This is a genomic window from Halomonas sp. SL18_1, assembly GCF_055755715.1.
In genome coordinates this window covers 1,621,886-1,642,146 of sequence record NZ_JBVTRK010000001.1, presented here as the reverse complement: position 1 = coordinate 1,642,146, position 20,261 = coordinate 1,621,886, and the positions used below count along the sequence as shown (strand labels likewise).

Below are 20,261 nucleotides of genomic sequence, written 5' to 3'. Positions count from 1 at the left end.
CGCTCTTCTGGAACCCGCTGACAGAAGCGCCTACCGGGAGAGACTCGACAACGCCCGCAACGGGCTACTCGACAACTTGCTGAGCGACGAGCGCGCCAGAGTGAGAGCGCTGCCGGCAGGGCTTGAGGGCCTGGAACAGGGCGCCCGCTGGTATCGACAGTTCCACTCGCGTTTCAGCCCGCTTATGGGCCATGAAGGCCCCCGTCACCTCAGCCGGACATTCCTCGCGCAGCGAAGCGAGCTGCTCGCAGCATCGCAGTCCGAGCTGCAGAGGCGGCTCGAGGCGACCGACACTTCCCGCGCCGCCTCGGCACTTCTCGAACGCTACGTTCCCTTGGCATCCGACCGGCAAGTCAGCGAGGTGGCGGCGCTCTTCCGTCTCGCCGACAAGCGCCGCGAAGCCCAGCAGCGTGAGGCGATTCTCGGTCGCGACGCGGTTGCCGCATCGAGAAGGGCGCCCAACCCGGCCAGTCGGGCGCCCAGCGAAGAGGAAATGTACGAGGCGGTCAAGGCACTGCTCGACAACTACAACGCCAATATGCGGGATACCGAGGCCGCCTGTCGCGCACGACGCTTCCAAAATGACCCCTTCCTGGCAATGCAGTGCCTGAGCATTCTCGGTGCCACCGGCGGGCAAGGCGGCATTCGAGCCGAGCTGACCCGTTTCCGCAAGATTGGCTGTGCCGAAGCCCAGGGACGCCCCGGATGGGTATGCGAATATCGACTTAGCTTCGCCACAGGTGGCCTGGCACTGACTCCGTCAATGGAGGGTCTCCTGCAGCGGGAGACATCGGCCAGAAACGCTTCGTCTGGGATGGTTACCGGTGGCTGGCGCTTGACTAGCTCGAGACGAGCCAATACGCCTAGCACACCGGCAAGGGGGCTCCACATGCATATACTCGTCGCCATTGCCGCTACGCTTGCCCTTCTGCCATGGCTTGCCACCCCGTCTCAGGCATCGGAGCGCACCGTTGCCCGCATGGGCGGTCTGCAGGCCACCATCAGCCAGACAGCCCAGTGGTGCGGCGAGACGGTCGAGATTCGCGTTCACGCACCAGACCCCGCACAGCTGAGCGGCGACGACACTCGCCAGCTGCAACTGCTCGCCGGTGGCGTTCGCCAGATACTCGGACTCGAGTGCCCCGCCATTCAGCAGCTGCAGCTGATCGGCAGCGTTCATGGCCAGACCATCGGCACCTGGACGCACACCGCTGAGGGGCAGCTCATCGCTGCCCAGGCGGCCACTCCGCCCGCCTCCCCTGTCCAGCGAACCCAGATCGGCCGCGAGGAGATTGCCGAAGCCCAGCAAATGCTCTCCGAGCTGGGGTATGAGCCCGGTCCGGTGGATGGCCTGATGGGTCGGCAAACCCGAAGCGCCATTACCGCCTTCCAGCGAGATCGCCGCCAGGCGGCCTCAGGCCACCTGACTCCTGAGCTGCTCGGCCAACTGCGCCATGACTACTGCGGCAACGCGCTCATCTGCGATGGCCCTGATCAAGCCGCAACCGACACGACCACTTCATCGGCAAGGGTAGCAGTCCAGCAGACTACCGTTACAGATGAGCGCCACGTATCCGAACCCTCCGAGCATGCTATGGCTCACGAGCTTTCCTTCGATACGTTACCCGAGCCCGATCACCAGGCCATGCTGAGGCTCTATATGGCCGCCAACCGGGATCGTCTCGACAACGAAGTCTTTGCATCGGAGTACTATCGTGTCTTTCACGTAGAACCAGGTAACGAAAGGGGCAGACCATCGGATCAATGCAGAGAGCTGTACCAAAGAATGAACGCAAACGAGTTTGAGCTTCAACGCGTAAAGAATCAGTTCCGAGAATCCCTTCAGCAAGGCTTATCAGAAGCCAGCGCATGGCCAGAAAAATCCTTGTTCCGGTTGGAAACACCATATAGCTTGCCCCCTACAATCATGAGCAACAAGGCTTCATGATGACCGATAATAGAAGACCTCTTCTTTTCGGAGGAGAGTTTCTAATTCGTCACCACCGTGGACAAAGAGGCAGGAATATCTATCAAGGTCCGATTACGGATCACTGCACATTGATCCGAAACCGTGATCTCACAGCTCCAGGCCGGAATACCGCACCAAGCAGTTACAGCCTCGTTATTGCCGAAGATGAAGCACTTGATCGGTTACCCATGACACCACAGCAAGCAGAGGCTCATCTCCAATCTCTGGATAGGGGGCGTGGTGTCATTCTGGAAACGATTGTCGAGGCAGGACCTTCCAGTCTTGCCAGCAGTTCCATGCAGCGCCTCCAGGTGCCAGCCCGCACCTTGGCTGCCCGAGTCCTTCATCCGCAGACCCGCGAAGTCCTGCATGTTTTCGAGCTGGCACCACCCGCACCAACCGAGCCGGAGCCACTGCCAGAAGCCGAACTCGATATCGCAGCTGAAAGCATCGCTGAAGAACTTCCCCACCTTTCGAGATACCACCTTTCCAAGCTACTGCTGCATCACGCCCCTGAGCTGCTGACGGATGACATCTTGTTCAGTATAACAGAGCGCCAGATTGCTCATGAGCAGCACTGCTACACTGCGATCAATGAGACAAGCCAACACCCCATGCGCTCCCAGTCGCTGCGTCTCAACCCCAGCCTTCCTGTCATTACGCTCTCCTGGCAGGAAGTTCTGTCGAGAGACGATAGTGCAGGAAAGCAAACACTCATCGAGCTTTTCGACTCACCGAGTCCCGACTGGTCTTTCTTGACACACTGGCCAGATTATGATGTGCAATATGGCCACCTGATCGATGCCTTTATCTTCAGCAGTGACGCCATCCTGGAACGCGACAGGCGCTTTGCCGCCCGAGAGCTCTCCACCGTTTTCCAACAGCATCTCGAGGCCGTCACCAGCGAACAGGGGCCGCTGCGTGTACAGGCAAGCTACCGGCTACCAGCCGTTGACTACGACTTTAGTATCGACGCCCTTCGCTTCAAGCAGGATAATAGAGACCACTTTATCGAAAGTACCTCGCTGATTCCCCTTGCCTCAATACGTGGCCTGGAGCGAGAGGAACACCTTTACGAGCCTTTCCCACGTGCTCATATTACGGAACCTTTTAGCACGACAAGTCCAGGTGGCGATTATGCCTGCAAACAGAACTCCCCCAGTCACCATTGGCGGCAGCGCTTGGCAGACCTTAGTGGCAGCGGTCTGGCCAGACCGGTACTGGCCTTAAGCCATGATCTGCGTCTCACTCACTTGCCAATGGCTGTCGAGGAGGCCGAAAGGCTGCTGGTAGAACTGGATCGTCGGGGACTCGGCCTACAGGCCAATGTGACCCTGCGCCTTAATTCGGTAGAAATCGTGGATGATGGCACCAATGTCACAGCCCTGTACCTGGGCGTCCCCGAAGAGATAGCGATTCGGACACCGAGTGGACGCGTGATAAGCACGCTACAACCCGCCCCCTCTGAGCCTCTCACCGCCACGACGGACGTACAAGCCGAACAAAAGCGCCCTCATGTCGCGACCGCTGACCCTGCCACGATCAACGATCAGACAGATGCCGACCCTCGGGACTCACTGGGGCTGCAATACCTTCCCGAGGACGTGGAGCTCCCCCTGCCGGATTCACGCAGCCGTGATGTGATTGCATCGCTTGAACTGGAAGAGCCACCGCTCCCGCTGCAAACCGAGGCTGCACCATCCGAAGAAACAACAACTACAACAGAAGCCTACGATCTTCATACCGCTTCAGAGGGACCCGATATCCTCGGCATTCACCTGGGCATGAGCTTTGAGGAGGCCGAGTCATTGATCCAAGCACATATGGACGTCGGACTGGAAGCGGTAGCCGATCGAAAATGGCAAACCGGTGCCGCCATCGGAAATATCGCGCTGCTCAACTCTGCGCGCCTCTTCCTATCCAGCGACCAGCGGGAAAGCATCATTCTCTACGATGAGCCTCCTGCTGCCGAGGGCATCGTCATGGGCGTCGCCCGGCAGGTGCTGTTACCAGCCGACACCATTCCCCCCAGCACCATAATTGACGAGCTCCAGAAAAACTATGGCCCGCCTGACGTAGTCGACAATAGCATGCTGGGTGAAGGACTGATGATATGGGGAGATGCTAGCGTCTTCACGCGACATATGTCTCACCGTGTGGTGCAAGACTGCCTCCCCATCAGTACGAATAAGCACCTCAACAGAGGGTGGCGACATATGGACGACTCCCCCTTTGGCGTTGCACAACTGGAGCAGCGCAGCCGGCAGCCATTCTCGGCACTTACCCCGATCACGCATATCCAGATGGAGGAGGTCACACGGTTGGCAGAAACCTGTGAAGGAGGCAAGGCCGTAGCGGCTATTTTCAGCCCTACCCGTCACCCGCACCGGCAAGGCATCACCGTATACGACACTTTGAATATCTGGCTTTTTGACTTATCCACCTATGCGAAAACGTATCTCGCCAGCCTGCAGCAACAAGAAGCCAAAACAGCCGAAGCCACCGATCAAGAGGTGAATGAAACATCGGGCTCGGGCATAAGGTTTTAATCCAATACTCCAAGGAGCATAACGGTCATGTCAAAGCGAATTGCCACGTTGGCGTCTATCAGCCTACTGCTTTTATCCGGCCTGGGACACGCTCAGGACACACCGGAAGAGCTGGTCCGTCAGATCTACCTGGCCGTGGGCACACCGGCCAGTCAGAGTGATTATCAGATCGCCACGATGATCTCATCCGCCCATCGCCAACGCTATTTCACGCCTGAGATGGTCGAGCTGTTTGAAATCAATGACACCTACGGTGACGACTTGATCTTCGGCTGCGTGCCCATGCCGCTGATCCTCGACGGTAACGACTTCATGGCCGACGAAATTCACCGTACGCTATCCCTCGACACTCAAACACAAGGGAACCGCCGAGTTGTAGAGGCACGCTTCACAAATTTCGGCGAACCAAACCACTACCGCTACGAATTCGAAGAGCACCAGGGCCATTGGAAGATTGCCGATATCGCAGCGGTGGGGATCTGGCAACTCTCCCATATCGACTGTGAACCAGCAAGGTAATCATGATCGCCAAGGCTATCAACCAGTACCTTGGCCGGCCTAGCTTTTGTTTCCCTCTATGCTTCGCAGCCCGGCGCCTATGGACGAATTAACTATGAAAAACAATATCGCTGTTTCATCTTATTTACGTCGCCTCACCACCGCAGCTGCGCTTACCTTATCTTTACCAGCTCTGTCTGATAGCGTAGTGGATGGCTCTGAGGCGGAGGCTATCATATCATCTAAGCAATGGGCCGACACATCATCTCAGCATCTGGCCGGAGGAGATCGACAGGCAGCAATTGCGGCAGCACTGAGCGCTTTTCCATCCAGCATTATCGATGAAGAGCTAGAGTCGTATGCGGCGGCATATCACGCTCTCTATTCAGCATTACATGCTGACATTGGGCGTTTCCCTATAACAGAAAGTCATGCACACATTACGGCCATATCTCCCGACCGGAAGCGTGCCGTAAAGAGGTCAGAACGAGATGAAGGAGGGCGCCTTATAGAGCTACTCGACCTGACAGGCGACGCCTCCATTCTTCTCATCAGCGATCAGGAGAGCCACTCTGCCTATCGCCGCTATGACCCACAGGTATTCTCGCAAGATGGTCAGTATCTTCTGGTGGGGAGTGAAGACGGTCAAGTGCTCCTTTTTAATCCAGACGATGGATCACTATTAAAATCATTGCCAGCGGTTGTGCAGGCCTCAGCAGAGGGCCCCTACCCCTACTTTTCGGACTTTGTCATCTCACCCTCTGGAAATCGTTTGGCGGTACTTCAGCAGAATCCTGTTGCCATTACCGTCTGGGATCTTGATGATCCTGACCTGGATAAACCAGCACTCCAATGGAAAGCAGAGCGACTGAGCGCTTTGGCAAACTTTCCCCGAAGCCAGACGGCACTGCTTGCTGCCAACTTCGGCGATGAATCCAACTTATGCCTTGGCTTGCAATCCGTCAACCTACAGGATCTTTCTGACAGCTTTATTTCCCTGTCCATAGCCAATATCGACACTGGAGACTTACTCCATATTGACACGCTAGGCAATGCTGCTGCCTCACCGGACGCCAACATTTCTTGCAGCTATGATCAGCGCTTTTTTTCTGCTTCCTATAGCCAGCATGCGGATGATCCCGGGCATTTCCATATCTTGAAGATATGGTCGCTTCCGGAAGCAGAACTGATACATATTGAGCAGAATGCCGCCGTCATCGGCTTCGATCACTCAAGTCAATATCTTGGGGCATACACACCGGCAGGGCCCATCACCATAAAGGTTGATGACATGTCAAAAGTCGACTACCCATATGGCCCCGAGGGGTTCATGCCCAAGCCACCTGTAATATTCGGTGAGGGAAACACGCAGCATCAGGTAACAACTACCACCCCTGGTACGCTTCACCATTTTAGTCGATATTTATGGAAACAGCTTCCCGTAGGAGTGGAGATGATCAAGGAAGCAGAAAAAAAGCTGGATGAACAAACTTTGGCTGATATTGCCACGAATCGCGCTCAACATCGAGGAGACTCGATGGTCTCGGGGACCGAAGCAACATCACGGCAGTGGGCGTCACGCTCCGCTCAGCTGCTGGCCATGGGAGAGCGTCAGGAAGCCATCGCCGCCGCGTTGAAAGGCATACCGGCAAGCGTTCAAGATGATGATGCCTTGATACCATACTCTGAGGCTTATCGTGCATTATACTTGGCAGTCTCGTCACGCTCCGTGAAACTTCCTATTACCGGTCAAGAAGGCTGGGGCTACTATTCAATTTCACCTGATCGTAGCCGAGTGGCGTTAACCTCTAACTTCCCTGAACCTCCGCTTCAGCTTGAATTGTGGGATGTTGACAGCGGCCAGCATATCGCAGTTCTTTTACAGGACACTCATGGTGAAATGACCTATGCGCCTGTGCCCTCTACCTTCTCTGACGACGGCAGGCTAATTGCCGCAGGCAAGGGAAACGAAGTGCTTCTATTCAGCGCCATCGATGGTACGCGTCTCGCAAACCTGAAGGTATTCCCGGAGCTTCCAGATCAAACATCGCAGCCACGATACTCTCAGCGAATAGCGCTGACCTATAATCTTCGCTTCAACCCCGCTGGCAACCAACTCATGGCCTTGAGCAAAGAGGGCACTGATCATGAACTTAGATTCTGGCGCATTGGTGAATCTACCAAGCTCGTCTCGGCATTCGTAGATAGCGACTTCCGTCAGCTAGCTCCTCTTCCTGATGGTCACCTTTTCGTATATGCCAACTGGGAAAGCAATGATCATGCATGCCTTATCTTGACGAGTTACTCCGTAGATTCAGGAAAAGAAATGAGCACTGTTGTCGTCGGCCTCTTGGACCCAATCACAGGCACGTTCCGTCAATACGGCAAGTCCGATATCGGAGGCCTCATCTTCGATAGAACCATGGACTGCCATAATAATGGAAGGGTTATCGGGGTGACCCATCCCTCAGAGGAGAGTAACCAGACAGAGGTAAGCTTCTGGAAAGATGATGGTCTGGATGAGGCGTTCTTCACCCATCCGGTACACTCAGGGTTCGTCGTATTCGATCCTGACAGTGAGAATGTAGCTTTTCTCCCTCAGTTTGTCGGCAGTGAAGCATGGACCTTCCTGAACATCTCCGATAAGACGGAAATCGAGCCCCCGTTTGCGATGTCAGATTACACCCCACGCCCACCGACCGTATATACGAGTGATGGCAGAAGCATGCGCCCCAATATAATTCCAGCGAATCACGCACACTGGATCTGGCCACGTATTCCATCAGGAACTGCCTTAATTGATGCTGGGATGTCCGAGTTGGATGAATCGCTGCGTCAGGCCGTGACAAAAACTCGAGAGTTGCTTGAATAATGCCACATATTTAACGCACATGGTGCGCTGAAGGGGGTCGTTATGCCCTACAAACTAAAGAACTGCTCGCTGTGTAACGGCGTCGGTAGCATACCCGATGGAGTCGATAGCCATGGCCTTCCCATTTGGAAAACTTGCTACCAGTGTGGTGGCATGTGCAGGTTCAGTGTCTACGAACCTGATGCCACAGGCGACAAAACGCCAAAGCCTTCACCAAGGCCTGCTAGTAAAATCGACCCCACTGATGGGCTAGCCAACTTTATCAGCACCATTACTGGCATCTCTATCTTTATATATCTTAGCGCCCTCTCAAATCTCGAGTGGTACTATCATGCCGGAATCGCCTTTTCCATAGGATATGGGTTGAATTATATACTGAAAGAACCACTACGCTGGCTTACCATCCTTATGCTGAAAGCCATAAGAACTTTAATAATCATTACCGGGTGGGCAGTATGCTTAGGAAGCATCGCCATGATATTACAGGCAATCCGCGTTAGCGGCTGAACCTATTTTTGACAGCGCCTGTGCTTTTTAGTGAAAAATGATACTGAGAAGGTCAGCGAACCAGCTCTTCCCAACCTAAGCATCAGGCTTTTAACATACAAAATTCAACATACAGGCTTGGCGATCCCCCACAATAAACTGGGCAATGGTATGCCCATGGTCTGCTGCATATCGAAACCACTTCGCGGCTTCATCCGGATCCTGAGAGATCCCTTTTCCACTTAGATAGAGCCAGGCCAGGTGGAATTGTGCATCGGCATTTCCCTCCACCGCCAAAGTATGAAATTCTTCATACGCAGTGGTGTAATCTCCCTCATGGACAGCCTCCATCCCAGTGTCAAATGATTGGGAAAGGGCATGAGTGGCCACCAGGAAAAAAGCGATAGCAGGAAGCAGTGAATATAGCGGGCGCATTGAGAGCCTCCTTATAACTATTAATATTAGCTTGCTAAATACATGCAAAGAAATAATTATCAGGACAACAACATAACCAACAATGAAAAATACTCAGAAGACACATATCGACTCGCAGCATGAGGCGTCACCAGTACATACTGGCCAACCCCAGCTTAAATCTATTCCACACCCATATATTAACCATTTTAGCGCAATGTCTATCGAGAGCTTACCGTTCAGTAAATTTTCATTCCTTATTATTATAATAGCAAAGCAACACCAATTGCCTTTTCTCATACCCAGGAGTGCAAATTAATCGGGAACCAACCCCCGGTGCCTTGCATGGCGTACGGTGTCGATGCCGTACGCTTCCATCGGCCGTGGAACCTCCCAGGAAGCATGCACCCTCAACCCATCTGCCCGATCTCCCTCCAACAAGTCGTTCACCGACTGGGGTGACGTCTTTGGCGATAGAGTGGCAGAGGATAAGGTGGTCAGATTTCACTGTCGCCAGGGGGTCACTTTCTGATGTCGCTTGACAGTGCTGGCAGCAAGGGCCTTCAAGCCTCTCGATCAGCGTCCTCATGAATATGACGGGATCAGGGCTTGGCCATCAGGTCGCGGCGCCAGGCCCGCCAGAAGGTCACGCCCTGCAGCACGGCGAACACCGTCTCGAACAGCGCCGGCAGCCACAGCGGTCCCATGGCGAAGAGGAAGAACAGGGCAAAGAGGCCGCGAAACAGGATCGACAGCAGCGCCACCAGGCGATTGTGCAGCGGCGCCAGGGCCGCCGGCAGATAGAGCAGCCCGACCGCGATCATCGCCAGGCCCGCATAGCGCACCCAGGTCAGCGGATAGGGCAGGTCGGCCCCCATGATCCCCAGCAGGCCGACCGGCCAGAGCCAGAGCCACAGGCCCAGCAGCACGTTGAGGGCGATGCCTACCGTCATCACCCGCCGATAGGTCGCGAACACATCTTGTGAGGTTGGCATAGCAGTGCTCCTGGGCCAGCAGCCTAGAACGTCAGCAGATAGTCGAGCAGGGCCGAGCGCTCCTGGGGCGTCAGCTCGGTACCGTATTCATGCCCCTGGCGGCCGTTGCCGGGCAGGCAGGTGTCGAAGCAGAAGCCGGCCTCCAGAGGCTCGCCGGGCGTGCACGAAGGCGCCACGAAGCCGCCCTTCTCCTCGTCCAGCACGTCGAGCCCGCGCACGAAGGCCTCTGGGCGCTCTTCCGGGGGGAGCAGCAGGTGGTAGAGGGTCGGCACGGCCCCGTTGTGCAGGTAGGGCGCGCGCAGCCAGAGGCCGTCGAGGGGCAGGTTGGCGTAGCCGTCGGTGGTGCGGAAGTGCCGGAAGCGATAGCGCTCGTCGTCTTCGAACAGGGTCAGCTGGTAGCGGCGCAGGGTCTCGGTGTAGCTGTCGAGCCGGGCCGGGTCGACGCCGAGCCGCGCGTTGGGCTCGACCCGGCCGAGGCGCTCCCCCTCGAAGACGTAGCGGTCACCGTCCTGGTAGCCGTGGCAGTCGGCGCAGTGGCGCATGTAGAGCGACTGGCCGGCGGCCACCCCCTCGGGGTCGGGGCGATAGGGGCTGGGCGGCGGCTCGAGGTCCAGCAGCCAGTCGGCCACCCGCTCGATGGACCGGTGGTCGACGCTCTCCTCGGTTACCCCGGCGCCGATGGCGGCGCTCAGGTTGCGCTCCTGCAGCGAGGCGTTGTTGCCATCCCAGTGCAGCTCCATGCCCTGGCGGGGGCGCTGCAGGAAGATCGCCGGGAAGTCGCTGACACCGATGCGCTCCTGCTCCTCCAGCTCCGCCGCGTCCATGCCGAACTGGATCACCTTGTAGGGATTGAAGGTATCCACCCGCCCCGGCCCCCAGGGCGGCTGCACGGCCAGCAGAGGCGCCAGGGCGGCCCGGGTCTCCAGCAGTCCCTCGCGCACCCGGGGCAGGACCGCATACCGCCACACCCGCCGCTCGATCCAGCCCAGCGACTGGCCCTGCTCGTCCATGGCGGCGAGCACGCTGTCCGGCGCCAGCCTCGGGTCGTCGGCGATCTCCAGCAGAAAGCCGATAAAGCCGTAGAGATCCAGGTTGTTGGAGGGCATGCCGGCGATCTGCCGCGCCGGCTCGTCGGACGACTCGCGAACCGTGCCCACGTGGCAGAGCGCACAGTTGAACCAGGCGATCTCCACGCCCCGCACCTCCCGGGTCCCGAGGCCGACGGGCAGATCCCCGCGGCTCGCCTCGTCGCCCGGCGCGTAGAGAAAGCCGAATACCTCATAGTGCCCATCGTCGAAGACCTCCGGGAAGAGGCTCGGCAGGACCCGCCACAGCCGCACCGGCAGCCCGCTCACCTCGCTGCCGATGGAGCCGTGACGGAAGTGGGTCTCCGGGTCGGCGTAGTGACGCACCGACTCGCCGCTGTAGCGCCACAGGGTCGGCACGCCGATCGCCAGGGCCAGCAGGCCGGCCACCCCCACGGCCAGGGCGAGCAGGGTCAGCGGCAGGCGCCGCCGGCGCCGGCGGCGGGCCTCCTGTTGCACGGCGGTGACGGGCGGCTCCTGTCGTCTCATGGCGGTCTCACGGGTTCTGCACCGGCGGCACCGGGGGCAGGCGCAGCTCGGGACGGGTGTCGTAGATGGCCATCAGGGCCGCGATCATGCGCTCGTGGTCGCCGTCGAAGCGGGAGAGCTCGTAGCAGCCCAGGGGATTCTTCGGCGCATTGAGCAGGCACTTGTTGCAGAAGGTGCAGGGACGCGCCGGCAGGTCCTGCCCGGCCCGCCACTGTTTCGGCAGGTCGGGATTGGCGATCAGCGCACGGGCGCTGGAGACCGCGTCGCAGGCGCCACTGTCGATGGCCTCGCGCACCAGGGAGGCACGCTGATAGCCGCCGGTGCTGATCACCGGAATCCCCACCGCCTGGCGGACGGCGCGCGCCTCGTCCAGGCTCACCCCCTCTACCGCATGGCCACGCTGGTGACGAAACCACAGCCAGCGGAAGATCCAGCGCAGCGACGCGTAGCGAAACAGCAGGTAGTTGCGGAAGGTGTCGACTCCGGCGGAGAGCATGGCGTCATAGGTGCTGGCGATGGTCTCGAAGGAGAAATCCCCCGGCGGGTTCAGGGGGTGGGGAAGAGGCTGCCGACCGACACATGCAGGGCGTCGGCCCCCGCCGTCTCAACCCAGCGGCACACCTGCAGGCTCTCCGCCAGGGTGTTGCCCTTGCCCTCCCAGGGCAGGATGTCGTTATGGTCCACGACACTGATCTTGACCTGCAGGTGGAAGTCCGGCCCCACACGCTGGCGGATGGCGCGAATCACCTCCAGCAGGAAGCGCGCCCGGTTGGCCAGCGAGCCGCCGTAGCGGTCGCGCCGGTCGTTGATGGCGGAGCTCAGGAACTGGGTGAACAGGTAGCCGTTGGCAGCGTGCAGCTCCACCCCGTCGAGCCCGGCCTCCCGGGCCCGCCAGGCGCCGCGGGCGAAGGCCTCCACGGTGTCCTCGATCTCATGCTCGCTCATGGCCCGGCACAGGAAGCCGTGCAGGGCTTCCTTGTGGTGGGTCGAACTGAGCGCCCGGCGATGCTGGTTGTGCACCCCGGGGAGATCCATCTGCCGCCCGGAGTGGCTGAGCTGCAGGATGTACTTGCAGTCGAAGCGGTGAACGGCCTCGCCGAGGCGCTGCCACAGCGGGATGAAGTCATCGCGGTGGATGGTGGCGTAGCCCGCCACGATGCGCCCCTCCATCTGCACCGGCACGAAGGAGGAGATGATGACCCCCACCCCGCCCCGGGCGAAGAGACACTCCCAGTTGAGGCGCGTCTGGGTCAGGCTGCCGTCCTCGTTGTCGAAGCGCCCGGAGATGTTCGAGCGGAACAGGCGGTTCTTGACCGCCAGGTTGCGCCACTCGAGCGGCGTGAAGATGACATCCTCGCCCATCATCCGCCCTCCCCTGTGCGAGACGCCACGGCCCGGTCCCAGATATCCGCCAGCAGCGCCAGGATGAAGCGCTGGGCCGGACAGCGCGCCCAGCTCCCTCCCATGAAGGCCAGCTCCCGGTCGCCGCTGGCCCGAACGGCCTCGGCGAGGCGCAGCAGCACCAGGTCGCCGGGCATCAGGCGCCGCGGGGCGCAGGGCATCGACAGCGGCGCCAGCACCTGGCGCAGCAGCGTCTCCGGCACGCTAAGGCAGCGCCCCAGCACCGCCGCCGTGGAGAGGCCCGCGGCCCCCGGCGTAGCGGCCAGGGCACGCATCCCCTCCAGCGCCCCCACCAGGTTGTGCACGGCCACGCCCGTGGCATGCAGGGTCATGGCATCCCCCGGGCCCGGTCGTGCAGCAGCCGGCGGTCCCGGCGAAGCTGCCCGCCCAGGCGCTGGCCCAGCGCCTTGAGCGCATTGATCCGCGGATAGTCGTTGAGCCGCCGAGCGGCCGCGAAGCTTGCCGCATCGGCACGGTAATCGTCGCGAAACAGCCGCCCCAGCACCCCCTGGGCGGCGGGGCCCAGTGCCACGCCCTGGTCCTGGCCGGCAACCCCAGCCACCAGGGCCCCGAAGGCCGGGTCCCGGCGCCAGGAGGACGCCTCGGCGCACTCATCCAGGCGGCGACCCAGCTCGGCATGACGCGCCTTGCGCCCCTCCGCATTACGCCCAGCAGGGCGGGCAGCGGCTCGCCGTCGAAAACGAAGGCGCGGCGCAGGCGGGCCAGGCGCAGCCGATTGATCGCGCCGCCGCCGGCTTCCAGGGAGCGGTCGAGACGCGATTCGCCGTCGAGCAGGCGAATCTCCCGGGGGTCGGTGACCTCCAGCAGGCTGATCAGGCCGGGAAAATTGACTCGTCTGGCCACACCACCTCCCAATCCTTTCAGCCCACGATCTAGCCGCGGTTCCACGGGAAGAAGGCGTTGCGTACGCCCGCCAGCCGCGGCGCCAGGGCGGGGAAGTGGCGGCCGATGACCGATGCCATGCCGTTGTTGTCGATCCACTCCATGCCCGCCCGGGTGTAGACCTCGGGGGTGTAGTCATCGGTGAAGAAGCGGTCGCTCTTGAGGCGTCGGGAGGCCATCAGGATGAAGATCCGAAAGGCGGTATCGCTGAAGGCGAAGCCGGGCGGCGGGGTCTCCGCCAGGCAGCCGATCAGCAGGTCGACCTCTTCCACGTCGCCATAGATGGCCTCCAGCTCGCGCTGCCACTGGGGATTGTCGGTCAGCTCGGCGAAACTTGCCGGGGCCGGCATGTCGATCAGCCGACGAAAACGGCAGTAGCGCGGCACCCCGCGCTCGCGGTCGCGCAGCACGTCCACCGTGGCCAGATCGATGGTGCGATGATGCGGCGCCTGCTTCTCGTGCTGCTGCAGGTGGCGAGGAAAGTTGTGCAGCACCAGAGCGCCGGGGTGGCTGGTGCCCAGGGAGTAGAGCGCATCCTCGAGCGACACCTCCGAGTAGAGGGCCTGGGCCAGGGAGCCGGCCACCTCGGTCAGGCCGCACTCCTTGATCAGGCTGTCGTCGGCCAGGCGCCGGAAGCTGAAGTCGTCGGGGATCAGCGGATGCATGCGGTAGACGGCGCTGAACTCCTCGGTGATGGCGTAGGGCGCGGCATGGTGATCCGCCGGTGAGCCGACGATGCCGCTGAACAGCTCGCTGTCACTGACACGCCCCCGGCTGCGGTAGAAGTGCTCGTCGAGCACGCCCCACCAGTTGGCGCGCATGCCGAGCCTAAGCTCCGGGGTGTCGAGCAGTGCCGGGGTCCACTCGACGGTATGGATCTTGGCGATCAGGGCGGCATTCACCAGCCTGGCCTTCTGGAACAGCCACTCGCCGTCGCGGTCGGGGTGCTCGATGCGCAGCCGGTCGACGATGGCGTTGTGCTCCCTGGCGAACAGGGTGTGCATCAGCGACAGCCCCACCCACCAGTTGCCATTGGTACCGGCCAATTCGATGCCGTGCTCGTCCAGCGGCAGGTGGCCATCGGGCCTGAGGTAGAGTTTGCCGTCGGCCAGCAGCTCGCCGCTCTCGGGGTCGGTGCGCACCAGGCGCTGACGGCGCAGGCTGCTGCCGTAGATCTGGGAGGCGTCCCACCACTGGGTCTCGGTATTGAGGAAGGTCGCGGGGTGCCCCTCGTCGGCGGCCGAGCGGGTGCTGTCGCGGCGGCTACGCAGCACCGTCATCTTTTCCCAGGGCCAGTCGTCGTCCTCGTCCAGGGGCACCTCGTAGCGCTCGGCCTCGGTGTCATTGCTGCCATGGCTGAACCAGTCGTGCACCATGAACTGCAGCCAGGCGGGGACCAGCACATTGAGGGTGGTCGCCGGCACGAAGGTGTCGCGGGTCATCAAGCGCCGGCTGATCACCCTGGGGCTCGGGGTCATCAGCCGCTCGCCGGTCTCGCCGAAGGTCTCGGCAGGCGGCACGTTGCGGCCGAAGCGCGTATAGGCCTTGCCCATGGCCGGTGCCGCCAGGTCATTGTAGCTGCCATCGGCGGTGCGGAATTCATGAACGTCGATCGCCTCTCTGTCGGGCGCCGGGGGTGGCTCACGCTCGGTGGAAAAGAGGTTGTGCCAGCGCAGGTTACGGCGCAGGGCCACGAGATTGAGGACGGCAATGGGGAAGGGAAATCGATACCACTGGCGGCGCCGGTTGAGGCGTCGAAACATGCGTCCAAGCAGGCCGCTACCCCGTTGATCGAACATGGGACTCCTCCCTGATCAAAACCACCGCTGCCAACCCAGGCGCCGCGAGGTTTAGAGGTCTTGATCCCGTAGGTTGAACGTGACCCTACTGAACTTGACTACTAACCTCTAGCACAGGGTTTCAGTTACCACCAGCAGGGTTCCGTGGACGCACGAGGCCAGGGAGGACAGCGGGTGATGGGCGGCTATGCGGTGGGATTTCGTACCATGGTGCTGCTGGGAGTGGCGGCCAATCTCCTCTTCGCCCTGCCGGCGGTCTTTTTCCCAATGCGGTGATCGGCCTGGTGGGGGCGACCCCGTTACCGAAACGGTGTGGCCCGCCTTCGCCGCCTGGCTGCTGATCCTGCTCAGCCTGTTCTACCTGCCGGCGGCCTTCGATCCCTTTCACTACCGGGCCATCGCCCTGCTGACCGTCCTGGCGCGCTTCGCCGGGGTGGTCTTCTTCACCCTGCTGTATCCGCAATTTCCGCTGTTCGCCCTGATGGACCTGTTCTTCGGCATGAGCCAGGGCGTCCTGCTGCTGCTGCTTCGCCGCGCCGATAAGACGGCATAACGCACTCGAGGAGAGACGCTCATGGCACCCAGGCATGGAGACACTTCCGGGACGAAACGGCGCTGGCTGGCGTGGCTGCTCCTGCTGCTGGTGGCCGGGGGAGGCATCGCGGCCCTTGGCTGGTACCAGCTGTTTCGCGAGGAGCCGCAGCATTTCGACAGCGTCGAGGCCTACTACCTCTACGGCTCCATCGGCGCCGAACAGGAGGAGGGTATCCCCTACTGGATCTGGCGGGTGCTGCCCGATGTCTTTCCCCAGCACCTGCCCGGCGAAGGCGGCTACGCTGCCCTGGGCATGCTCTGGGAAGAGGGCGAGGCGACCCCGGTCGGCTTCTCGAAGAAGACCATCGGCTTCCCGCGCATTGGCATCAACTGCGCGGCCTGCCACACCGCCAGCTATCGCACCGCCGAGGACGCCGAACGCCAGATCGTGCCCACTGGCCCCCATCAGACCTTCGACCCCCAGGCCTACCTGCGCTTCCTGGGGGATGCCGCCCATGACCCGGACTTCACCGCCGCCACCCTGCTGGCGGCCATCGAGGAGCAGACCGAGCTCTCCTGGCTCGACCGCCTGCTCTACCGTTTCCTGATCATTCCGCGGACCCGGGACGGCCTTCAGGAGCAGGCCGAGCGTTTCACCTGGACCGAGGACCGCCCGCGCTGGGGGCCGGGGCGGATCGATCCCTTCAATCCGGTCAAGTTCCACCCCGACCTGCTGGCCCTCGATCCCGCCGAGGACGACACCATCGGCAACTCCGACATCATGCCGCTGTGGGCGATGGACGAGCAGGAGGGCTTCGCCCTACACTGGGACGGGCTCAACGACTCCCTGACCGAGGTGGTGCTGAGCGGAGCCATCGGCGACGGCGCGCGCCCCGACACCCTGCCCGTGGACGCCCTCGCCGAGCTGGAGGCGTACCTGCTCACCAAGCGCCCCCCGCCCTACCCCTTCCTCGATACCCTCGACGCCGACCTGGCTGCCGAAGGCGAGGCGGTGTTCCAGCGCACCTGCGCCGGCTGCCACGGCTTGGAGGGGGCGCGCACCGGCACGGTGATTCCCCAGCCGGAGGTGGATACCGACCCCCACCGCCTGGCGATGTGGACCGCCGAGGCCGCCGAGCGCTACAACGCCTACGCCGAGGACTACCCCTGGGACTTCAATGCCTTCGTCAAGACGGACGGCTATGTGGCCAAGCCCCTGACCGGCATCTGGCTGCGCGCCCCCTACCTGCACAACGGCTCGGTTCCCACCCTGGAGGATCTGCTCGAGCCCGCAGACGCGCGTCCCGAGCGCTTCTACCGCGGCTACGACGTCTACCATCCCGAGCGCCTGGGCTTCATCCACGCGGGCGAGGCCGCCGAGCGCGAGGGCTTTCTCTATGACACCGCGGAGCCGGGGAACAGCCACCAGGGGCATGAGGGAGAGGCCTTCGGCACCCAGCTCGACGACGAGGACAAGGCGGCGCTGATCGAATATCTGAAGACCCTCTAGGAACCATTCTAGGAGCCATGCCATGGCCGAGTACCTGAAGGTCGTCTTTCCCTATCGCCGCGAGGTCTGGATCGACGGCGAGCCCGCCGCCTGGACCCAGACGGTCTGCCAGGTCGACGCCGGCTGGTACACGGTGACCCTGGGCCCGCCGGCCGACTTCACGCCCGAGTCCCAGCGTGTCGAGGTCGTCGGCACCCTGCCCACGGCGCCGCTGATCGTCGAGTTCACCCCCAAGGCGTCGGCCCCGTGAGCCCTGTCGCCAGGCTGTCGATCACCCTGCTGCTGCTCGCGGCGCTGGCCGGCTGCGCCTCCTTTCCCGAGGCCCGGCCGCTGGAGCGCGTCGATCCCACCAGCGGCTACCGCTACGCCAATCTCGAGGGCGCGGAGAACAGCGAGGAGCTGTTCGTGATTCTCAGCTTCTCCGGCGGGGGCACCCGGGCCGCCGCCCTGGCCTACGGCGTGCTGGAGACGCTGCGCGACAGCCAGGTCGAGATGAATGGGGCGTCGCGCAACCTGCTGGATCAGGTGGACGTGATCTCATCGGTATCCGGTGGCAGCTTCACCGCGGCCTACTACGGGCTGCACGGTGACGCCATCTTCGAGGAGGGGGGAAGGTTCGAGCGCGATTTCCTCTACCGGGACGTGGAGGCGGACCTGAGGCGCCGGCTGCTCAACCCCATCAACTGGGCGAGGCTGGCCTCACCCACCTTCGGGCGCATCGAGCTCGCCGAGGAGGTCTACCAGCAGCTGCTCTTCGACGAGGCCAGCTTCGCCGACCTGACGGACCGGGGCCGCAAGCCGTTCCTGCTGATCAACGCCACCGACATGGACAAGGGGGCCCAGTTCACCTTCGTGCAGTCGCAGCTGGACCCGATGTGCGTCGACCTGGACAGCATCCCCCTGTCGCGCGCCGTGGCGGCCTCCTCGAACTTTCCCATCGCCTTCACGCCGCTCACGCTCAACAGCTACCCCGGGCGCTGCGGCTACGAGGCGCCGCCCTGGGTGGCCAACGCACTGCAGGGCCTGGAGGCCGATCCCCGCCGCTACTACCGGGCGCGCAACTGGGAGCGCTACCAGGAGCTGGAGCGCGACTATGTGCACCTGCTCGACGGCGGCGTCTCCGACAATATCGGCCTGCGCCCCGCCCTCGACGCCCTGCGCGCCCCCACCCTACAGGAGGTGGAGTGGAGCGTGCTGAACAAGATCAACCGGGAGCTGGTAGACACGCTGGTGGTGATCGTGGTGGACGCCAAGCCGGCAAGCCCGGCGGCCGACTTCGATACCTCCCCTCGCTCCCCCGGCCCCAAGCAGGTGATCAATACCATCGCCACGACGCCGCTGGTCAACTACTCCTTCGATACGGTCGAGCTGCTCCGGGAGACCCTGCGCGACCGCGCGGATGCCCAGCGGCTCTCCCGGGAGGCCGGCAATGGCCTGCACCAGGTCGATCTCTACTACATCTACGTTGGCTTCGATCAGCTGGAGGACCCCGACGAACGGGAGCGCTTCCAGCGCATTCCCACCCGCTTCCACCTGCCCGCCGAGGAGGTGGATGCGCTGCGCCGCATCGGCGCCCGGCTACTGGAGCAGTCGCCCTGCTTCCAACAGCTGGTGGGCCAGCGAGAAGGCTCGCCTGGGCACCTGTGCCGACACTGAAGTCCGGGGCGCCGATCAGCCTGGCGCCTCGTTCAAGCGAAAGACGTTGTCGGCCTGGGAGCGATGCAATCGAACCTCCACCAGCAGGGTGCGATGGGGCTGGAACAGCGCCCGCAGCTGGTCGGACTCCAGGCAGAGATCCTCGATGTCCTCATCGGCCAGAGTGCGAAACCCCACCGGGGTATAGCGTGCATTGCGCTCGTCCTCATCCAGCATCGGCTCGGCGGTGATCGACATGCCGAGCCGGGTGCCGGCACGCTCGACGGCCTCGCAGAGACGAGCGGTGTCGATATAGAGGCTGCGCAGCGAGGTGTCGGCCTGGTAGTTGTGCACCTTGCGAATCGCCGACTCGTGGATGGTACGCGCCAGCCCACCGCCGTCGGGACGACCCGGGTCGTAGAACTCGATCAGGTAGTCCTCGACCGGCACCTCGAACTGGTCACGCACCCACACCACGGTGTTCTGAAAGCCCGGCTTGCCGCGCCTCTCCCCGGCTCGCGCGTCAGCGCCTGGTTGGCCGCCTCGCACTCGTCGCAGAAGGCGTGGAAAGCGTCGTCCTCGATGGTCAGGGCTCGCTCGATCAGCGCTAGGGTGTCTCGCTGGGCACGGCTGAGACGGCTTTCGGCGGCGTTGAGCTTGATCGCCGAGTGGTCGAGGCCATCGAGAATCCGAAAGGCGCAGCGACCGGTGGCCTGGCGGACCTCGACCACCTCCGGCACGGTGACCCGGCCGCCGTCGCGCGCCTCCTCGCGGAAGGCGATCTGTACCTTGGCGCAGTTGAGGTTGGCGGTGGCCAGCCGCACGGTGCCGTCGCTGCCCTCCTCGTTGGCCAGCGAGCGGATACCACCGTAGCCGGTGTTACCGCAGAGCACGCTGCACAGGACCCGCCCGGGGCCATACCTGCCCTCGCCCTCGACGAAGCGGTCCTGCAGGGCCAGCGTCCAGCTGAAGGGGCTGGCCAGCTCCAGGCCGCGCAGGATATTGGCGCCGGTCTCCATGACCGCTTGCCCCGCCTGACGGCTGAAGAACCCATTGCGGATCCGCCCAGCATCGAACGGCCCAGGTGGGCCAGCGGCGATCCGAAGTTGGCGGGTGCAAGCA

The 20,261-nt window shown here is 62.1% G+C and carries 19 protein-coding genes; 9 read left to right on the top strand and 10 right to left on the bottom strand.

The features are described 5' to 3' along the window. Window positions 1–76: 76 nt before the first annotated feature. The 4 genes from ACSJDS_RS08325 to ACSJDS_RS08310 all read left to right on the top strand — a co-directional run bounded on the left by ACSJDS_RS08325 (window position 77) and on the right by ACSJDS_RS08310 (window position 7,888). Window positions 77–1,948, top strand: coding sequence for a peptidoglycan-binding domain-containing protein (locus ACSJDS_RS08325; protein ID WP_473032863.1), 1,872 nt, complete (start codon window positions 77–79; stop codon window positions 1,946–1,948). Further along, window positions 1,945–4,518 (top strand): hypothetical protein, encoded by a 2,574-nt coding sequence (locus tag ACSJDS_RS08320; RefSeq protein WP_473032862.1) that lies wholly within the window; start codon window positions 1,945–1,947, stop codon window positions 4,516–4,518. Before ACSJDS_RS08325 ends, ACSJDS_RS08320 begins: the two co-directional genes overlap by 4 nt. A 27-nt stretch (window positions 4,519–4,545) precedes the next feature. Further along, complete coding sequence (locus tag ACSJDS_RS08315; RefSeq protein ID WP_473032861.1) at window positions 4,546–5,037, top strand: hypothetical protein; 492 nt, start codon at window positions 4,546–4,548, stop codon at window positions 5,035–5,037. Between the two features lie 94 nt (window positions 5,038–5,131). Further along, window positions 5,132–7,888: a WD40 repeat domain-containing protein gene (locus tag ACSJDS_RS08310; RefSeq protein ID WP_473032860.1), complete on the top strand. Its 2,757-nt coding sequence runs from the start codon at window positions 5,132–5,134 to the stop codon at window positions 7,886–7,888. A gap of 597 nt (window positions 7,889–8,485) precedes the next feature. Here ACSJDS_RS08310 and ACSJDS_RS08305 read toward each other — a convergent pair. From ACSJDS_RS08305 to ACSJDS_RS08270, 8 genes are all read right to left on the bottom strand, one after another. Beyond that, entirely contained in the window at window positions 8,486–8,809 is a 324-nt protein-coding gene (locus ACSJDS_RS08305; protein ID WP_473032859.1) for a tetratricopeptide repeat protein, read from the bottom strand. Window positions 8,810–9,390: 581 nt separating this feature from the next. Next, a complete protein-coding gene (locus ACSJDS_RS08300) occupies window positions 9,391–9,783 on the bottom strand; it encodes a hypothetical protein (RefSeq protein WP_473032858.1) in 393 nt (130 codons plus the stop codon). Window positions 9,784–9,806: 23 nt separating this feature from the next. Next, on the bottom strand, window positions 9,807–11,357 hold the full coding sequence (locus ACSJDS_RS08295; RefSeq protein WP_473032857.1) for a c-type cytochrome: 1,551 nt from the start codon (window positions 11,355–11,357) through the stop codon (window positions 9,807–9,809). Window positions 11,358–11,364: 7 nt separating this feature from the next. Further along, on the bottom strand, window positions 11,365–11,853 hold the full coding sequence (locus ACSJDS_RS08290) for a tRNA-dihydrouridine synthase (protein ID WP_473032856.1): 489 nt from the start codon (window positions 11,851–11,853) through the stop codon (window positions 11,365–11,367). A gap of 50 nt (window positions 11,854–11,903) precedes the next feature. Further along, a complete protein-coding gene (locus ACSJDS_RS08285; RefSeq protein WP_473032855.1) occupies window positions 11,904–12,722 on the bottom strand; it encodes an NADH:flavin oxidoreductase in 819 nt (272 codons plus the stop codon). Next, a complete protein-coding gene (locus ACSJDS_RS08280; RefSeq protein WP_473032854.1) occupies window positions 12,719–13,090 on the bottom strand; it encodes a hypothetical protein in 372 nt (123 codons plus the stop codon). Before ACSJDS_RS08280 ends, ACSJDS_RS08285 begins: the two co-directional genes overlap by 4 nt. Further along, window positions 13,087–13,290 (bottom strand): hypothetical protein, encoded by a 204-nt coding sequence (locus tag ACSJDS_RS08275; RefSeq protein WP_473032852.1) that lies wholly within the window; start codon window positions 13,288–13,290, stop codon window positions 13,087–13,089. Before ACSJDS_RS08275 ends, ACSJDS_RS08280 begins: the two co-directional genes overlap by 4 nt. Window positions 13,291–13,651: 361 nt before the next feature. Beyond that, entirely contained in the window at window positions 13,652–15,460 is a 1,809-nt protein-coding gene (locus ACSJDS_RS08270; protein ID WP_473032851.1) for a peroxidase family protein, read from the bottom strand. Window positions 15,461–15,604: 144 nt separating this feature from the next. On the opposite strand from ACSJDS_RS08270, the gene ACSJDS_RS08265 reads away from it, so the two are divergent. From ACSJDS_RS08265 to ACSJDS_RS08245, 5 genes are read left to right on the top strand one after another with little or no spacing between them, the layout of a single operon-like run. Continuing rightward, window positions 15,605–15,736: a hypothetical protein gene (locus tag ACSJDS_RS08265; RefSeq protein WP_473032850.1), complete on the top strand. Its 132-nt coding sequence runs from the start codon at window positions 15,605–15,607 to the stop codon at window positions 15,734–15,736. A gap of 34 nt (window positions 15,737–15,770) precedes the next feature. Beyond that, a complete protein-coding gene (locus tag ACSJDS_RS08260) occupies window positions 15,771–16,013 on the top strand; it encodes a hypothetical protein (RefSeq protein WP_473032849.1) in 243 nt (80 codons plus the stop codon). A 21-nt stretch (window positions 16,014–16,034) separates the two neighbouring features. Beyond that, complete coding sequence (locus tag ACSJDS_RS08255; protein WP_473032847.1) at window positions 16,035–17,504, top strand: c-type cytochrome; 1,470 nt, start codon at window positions 16,035–16,037, stop codon at window positions 17,502–17,504. Window positions 17,505–17,526: 22 nt separating this feature from the next. Beyond that, on the top strand, window positions 17,527–17,754 hold the full coding sequence (locus tag ACSJDS_RS08250) for a hypothetical protein (RefSeq protein ID WP_473032846.1): 228 nt from the start codon (window positions 17,527–17,529) through the stop codon (window positions 17,752–17,754). Beyond that, window positions 17,751–19,160, top strand: coding sequence for a patatin-like phospholipase family protein (locus ACSJDS_RS08245; RefSeq protein ID WP_473032845.1), 1,410 nt, complete (start codon window positions 17,751–17,753; stop codon window positions 19,158–19,160). The genes ACSJDS_RS08250 and ACSJDS_RS08245 overlap by 4 nt, the downstream gene beginning before the upstream one ends. A gap of 15 nt (window positions 19,161–19,175) precedes the next feature. Here the strand turns inward: ACSJDS_RS08245 and ACSJDS_RS08240 are convergent, their stop codons facing one another. Together ACSJDS_RS08240 and ACSJDS_RS08235 are read right to left on the bottom strand one after the other, a co-directional pair. After that, window positions 19,176–19,607 (bottom strand): hypothetical protein, encoded by a 432-nt coding sequence (locus ACSJDS_RS08240; protein WP_473032844.1) that lies wholly within the window; start codon window positions 19,605–19,607, stop codon window positions 19,176–19,178. Next, window positions 19,568–20,158 (bottom strand): hypothetical protein, encoded by a 591-nt coding sequence (locus ACSJDS_RS08235; protein ID WP_473032843.1) that lies wholly within the window; start codon window positions 20,156–20,158, stop codon window positions 19,568–19,570. Before ACSJDS_RS08235 ends, ACSJDS_RS08240 begins: the two co-directional genes overlap by 40 nt. Between the last annotated feature and the right edge of the window lie 103 nt (window positions 20,159–20,261).

Excerpts from the sequence above, each read along its gene's own strand:
- ACSJDS_RS08320 (WP_473032862.1), top strand. The coding sequence starts at position 1,945 with ATGATGACCGATAATAGAAGACCTCTTCTTTTCGGAGGAGAGTTTCTA.
- ACSJDS_RS08315 (WP_473032861.1), top strand. The coding sequence starts at position 4,546 with ATGTCAAAGCGAATTGCCACGTTGGCGTCTATCAGCCTACTGCTTTTA.
- ACSJDS_RS08310 (WP_473032860.1), top strand. The coding sequence starts at position 5,132 with ATGAAAAACAATATCGCTGTTTCATCTTATTTACGTCGCCTCACCACC.
- ACSJDS_RS08305 (WP_473032859.1), bottom strand. The coding sequence starts at position 8,809 with ATGCGCCCGCTATATTCACTGCTTCCTGCTATCGCTTTTTTCCTGGTG.
- ACSJDS_RS08300 (WP_473032858.1), bottom strand. The coding sequence starts at position 9,783 with ATGCCAACCTCACAAGATGTGTTCGCGACCTATCGGCGGGTGATGACG.
- ACSJDS_RS08295 (WP_473032857.1), bottom strand. The coding sequence starts at position 11,357 with ATGAGACGACAGGAGCCGCCCGTCACCGCCGTGCAACAGGAGGCCCGC.
- ACSJDS_RS08290 (WP_473032856.1), bottom strand. The coding sequence starts at position 11,853 with ATGCTCTCCGCCGGAGTCGACACCTTCCGCAACTACCTGCTGTTTCGC.
- ACSJDS_RS08285 (WP_473032855.1), bottom strand. The coding sequence starts at position 12,722 with ATGATGGGCGAGGATGTCATCTTCACGCCGCTCGAGTGGCGCAACCTG.
- ACSJDS_RS08280 (WP_473032854.1), bottom strand. The coding sequence starts at position 13,090 with ATGACCCTGCATGCCACGGGCGTGGCCGTGCACAACCTGGTGGGGGCG.
- ACSJDS_RS08270 (WP_473032851.1), bottom strand. The coding sequence starts at position 15,460 with ATGTTCGATCAACGGGGTAGCGGCCTGCTTGGACGCATGTTTCGACGC.
- ACSJDS_RS08255 (WP_473032847.1), top strand. The coding sequence starts at position 16,035 with ATGGCACCCAGGCATGGAGACACTTCCGGGACGAAACGGCGCTGGCTG.
- ACSJDS_RS08250 (WP_473032846.1), top strand. The coding sequence starts at position 17,527 with ATGGCCGAGTACCTGAAGGTCGTCTTTCCCTATCGCCGCGAGGTCTGG.
- ACSJDS_RS08235 (WP_473032843.1), bottom strand. The coding sequence starts at position 20,158 with ATGGAGACCGGCGCCAATATCCTGCGCGGCCTGGAGCTGGCCAGCCCC.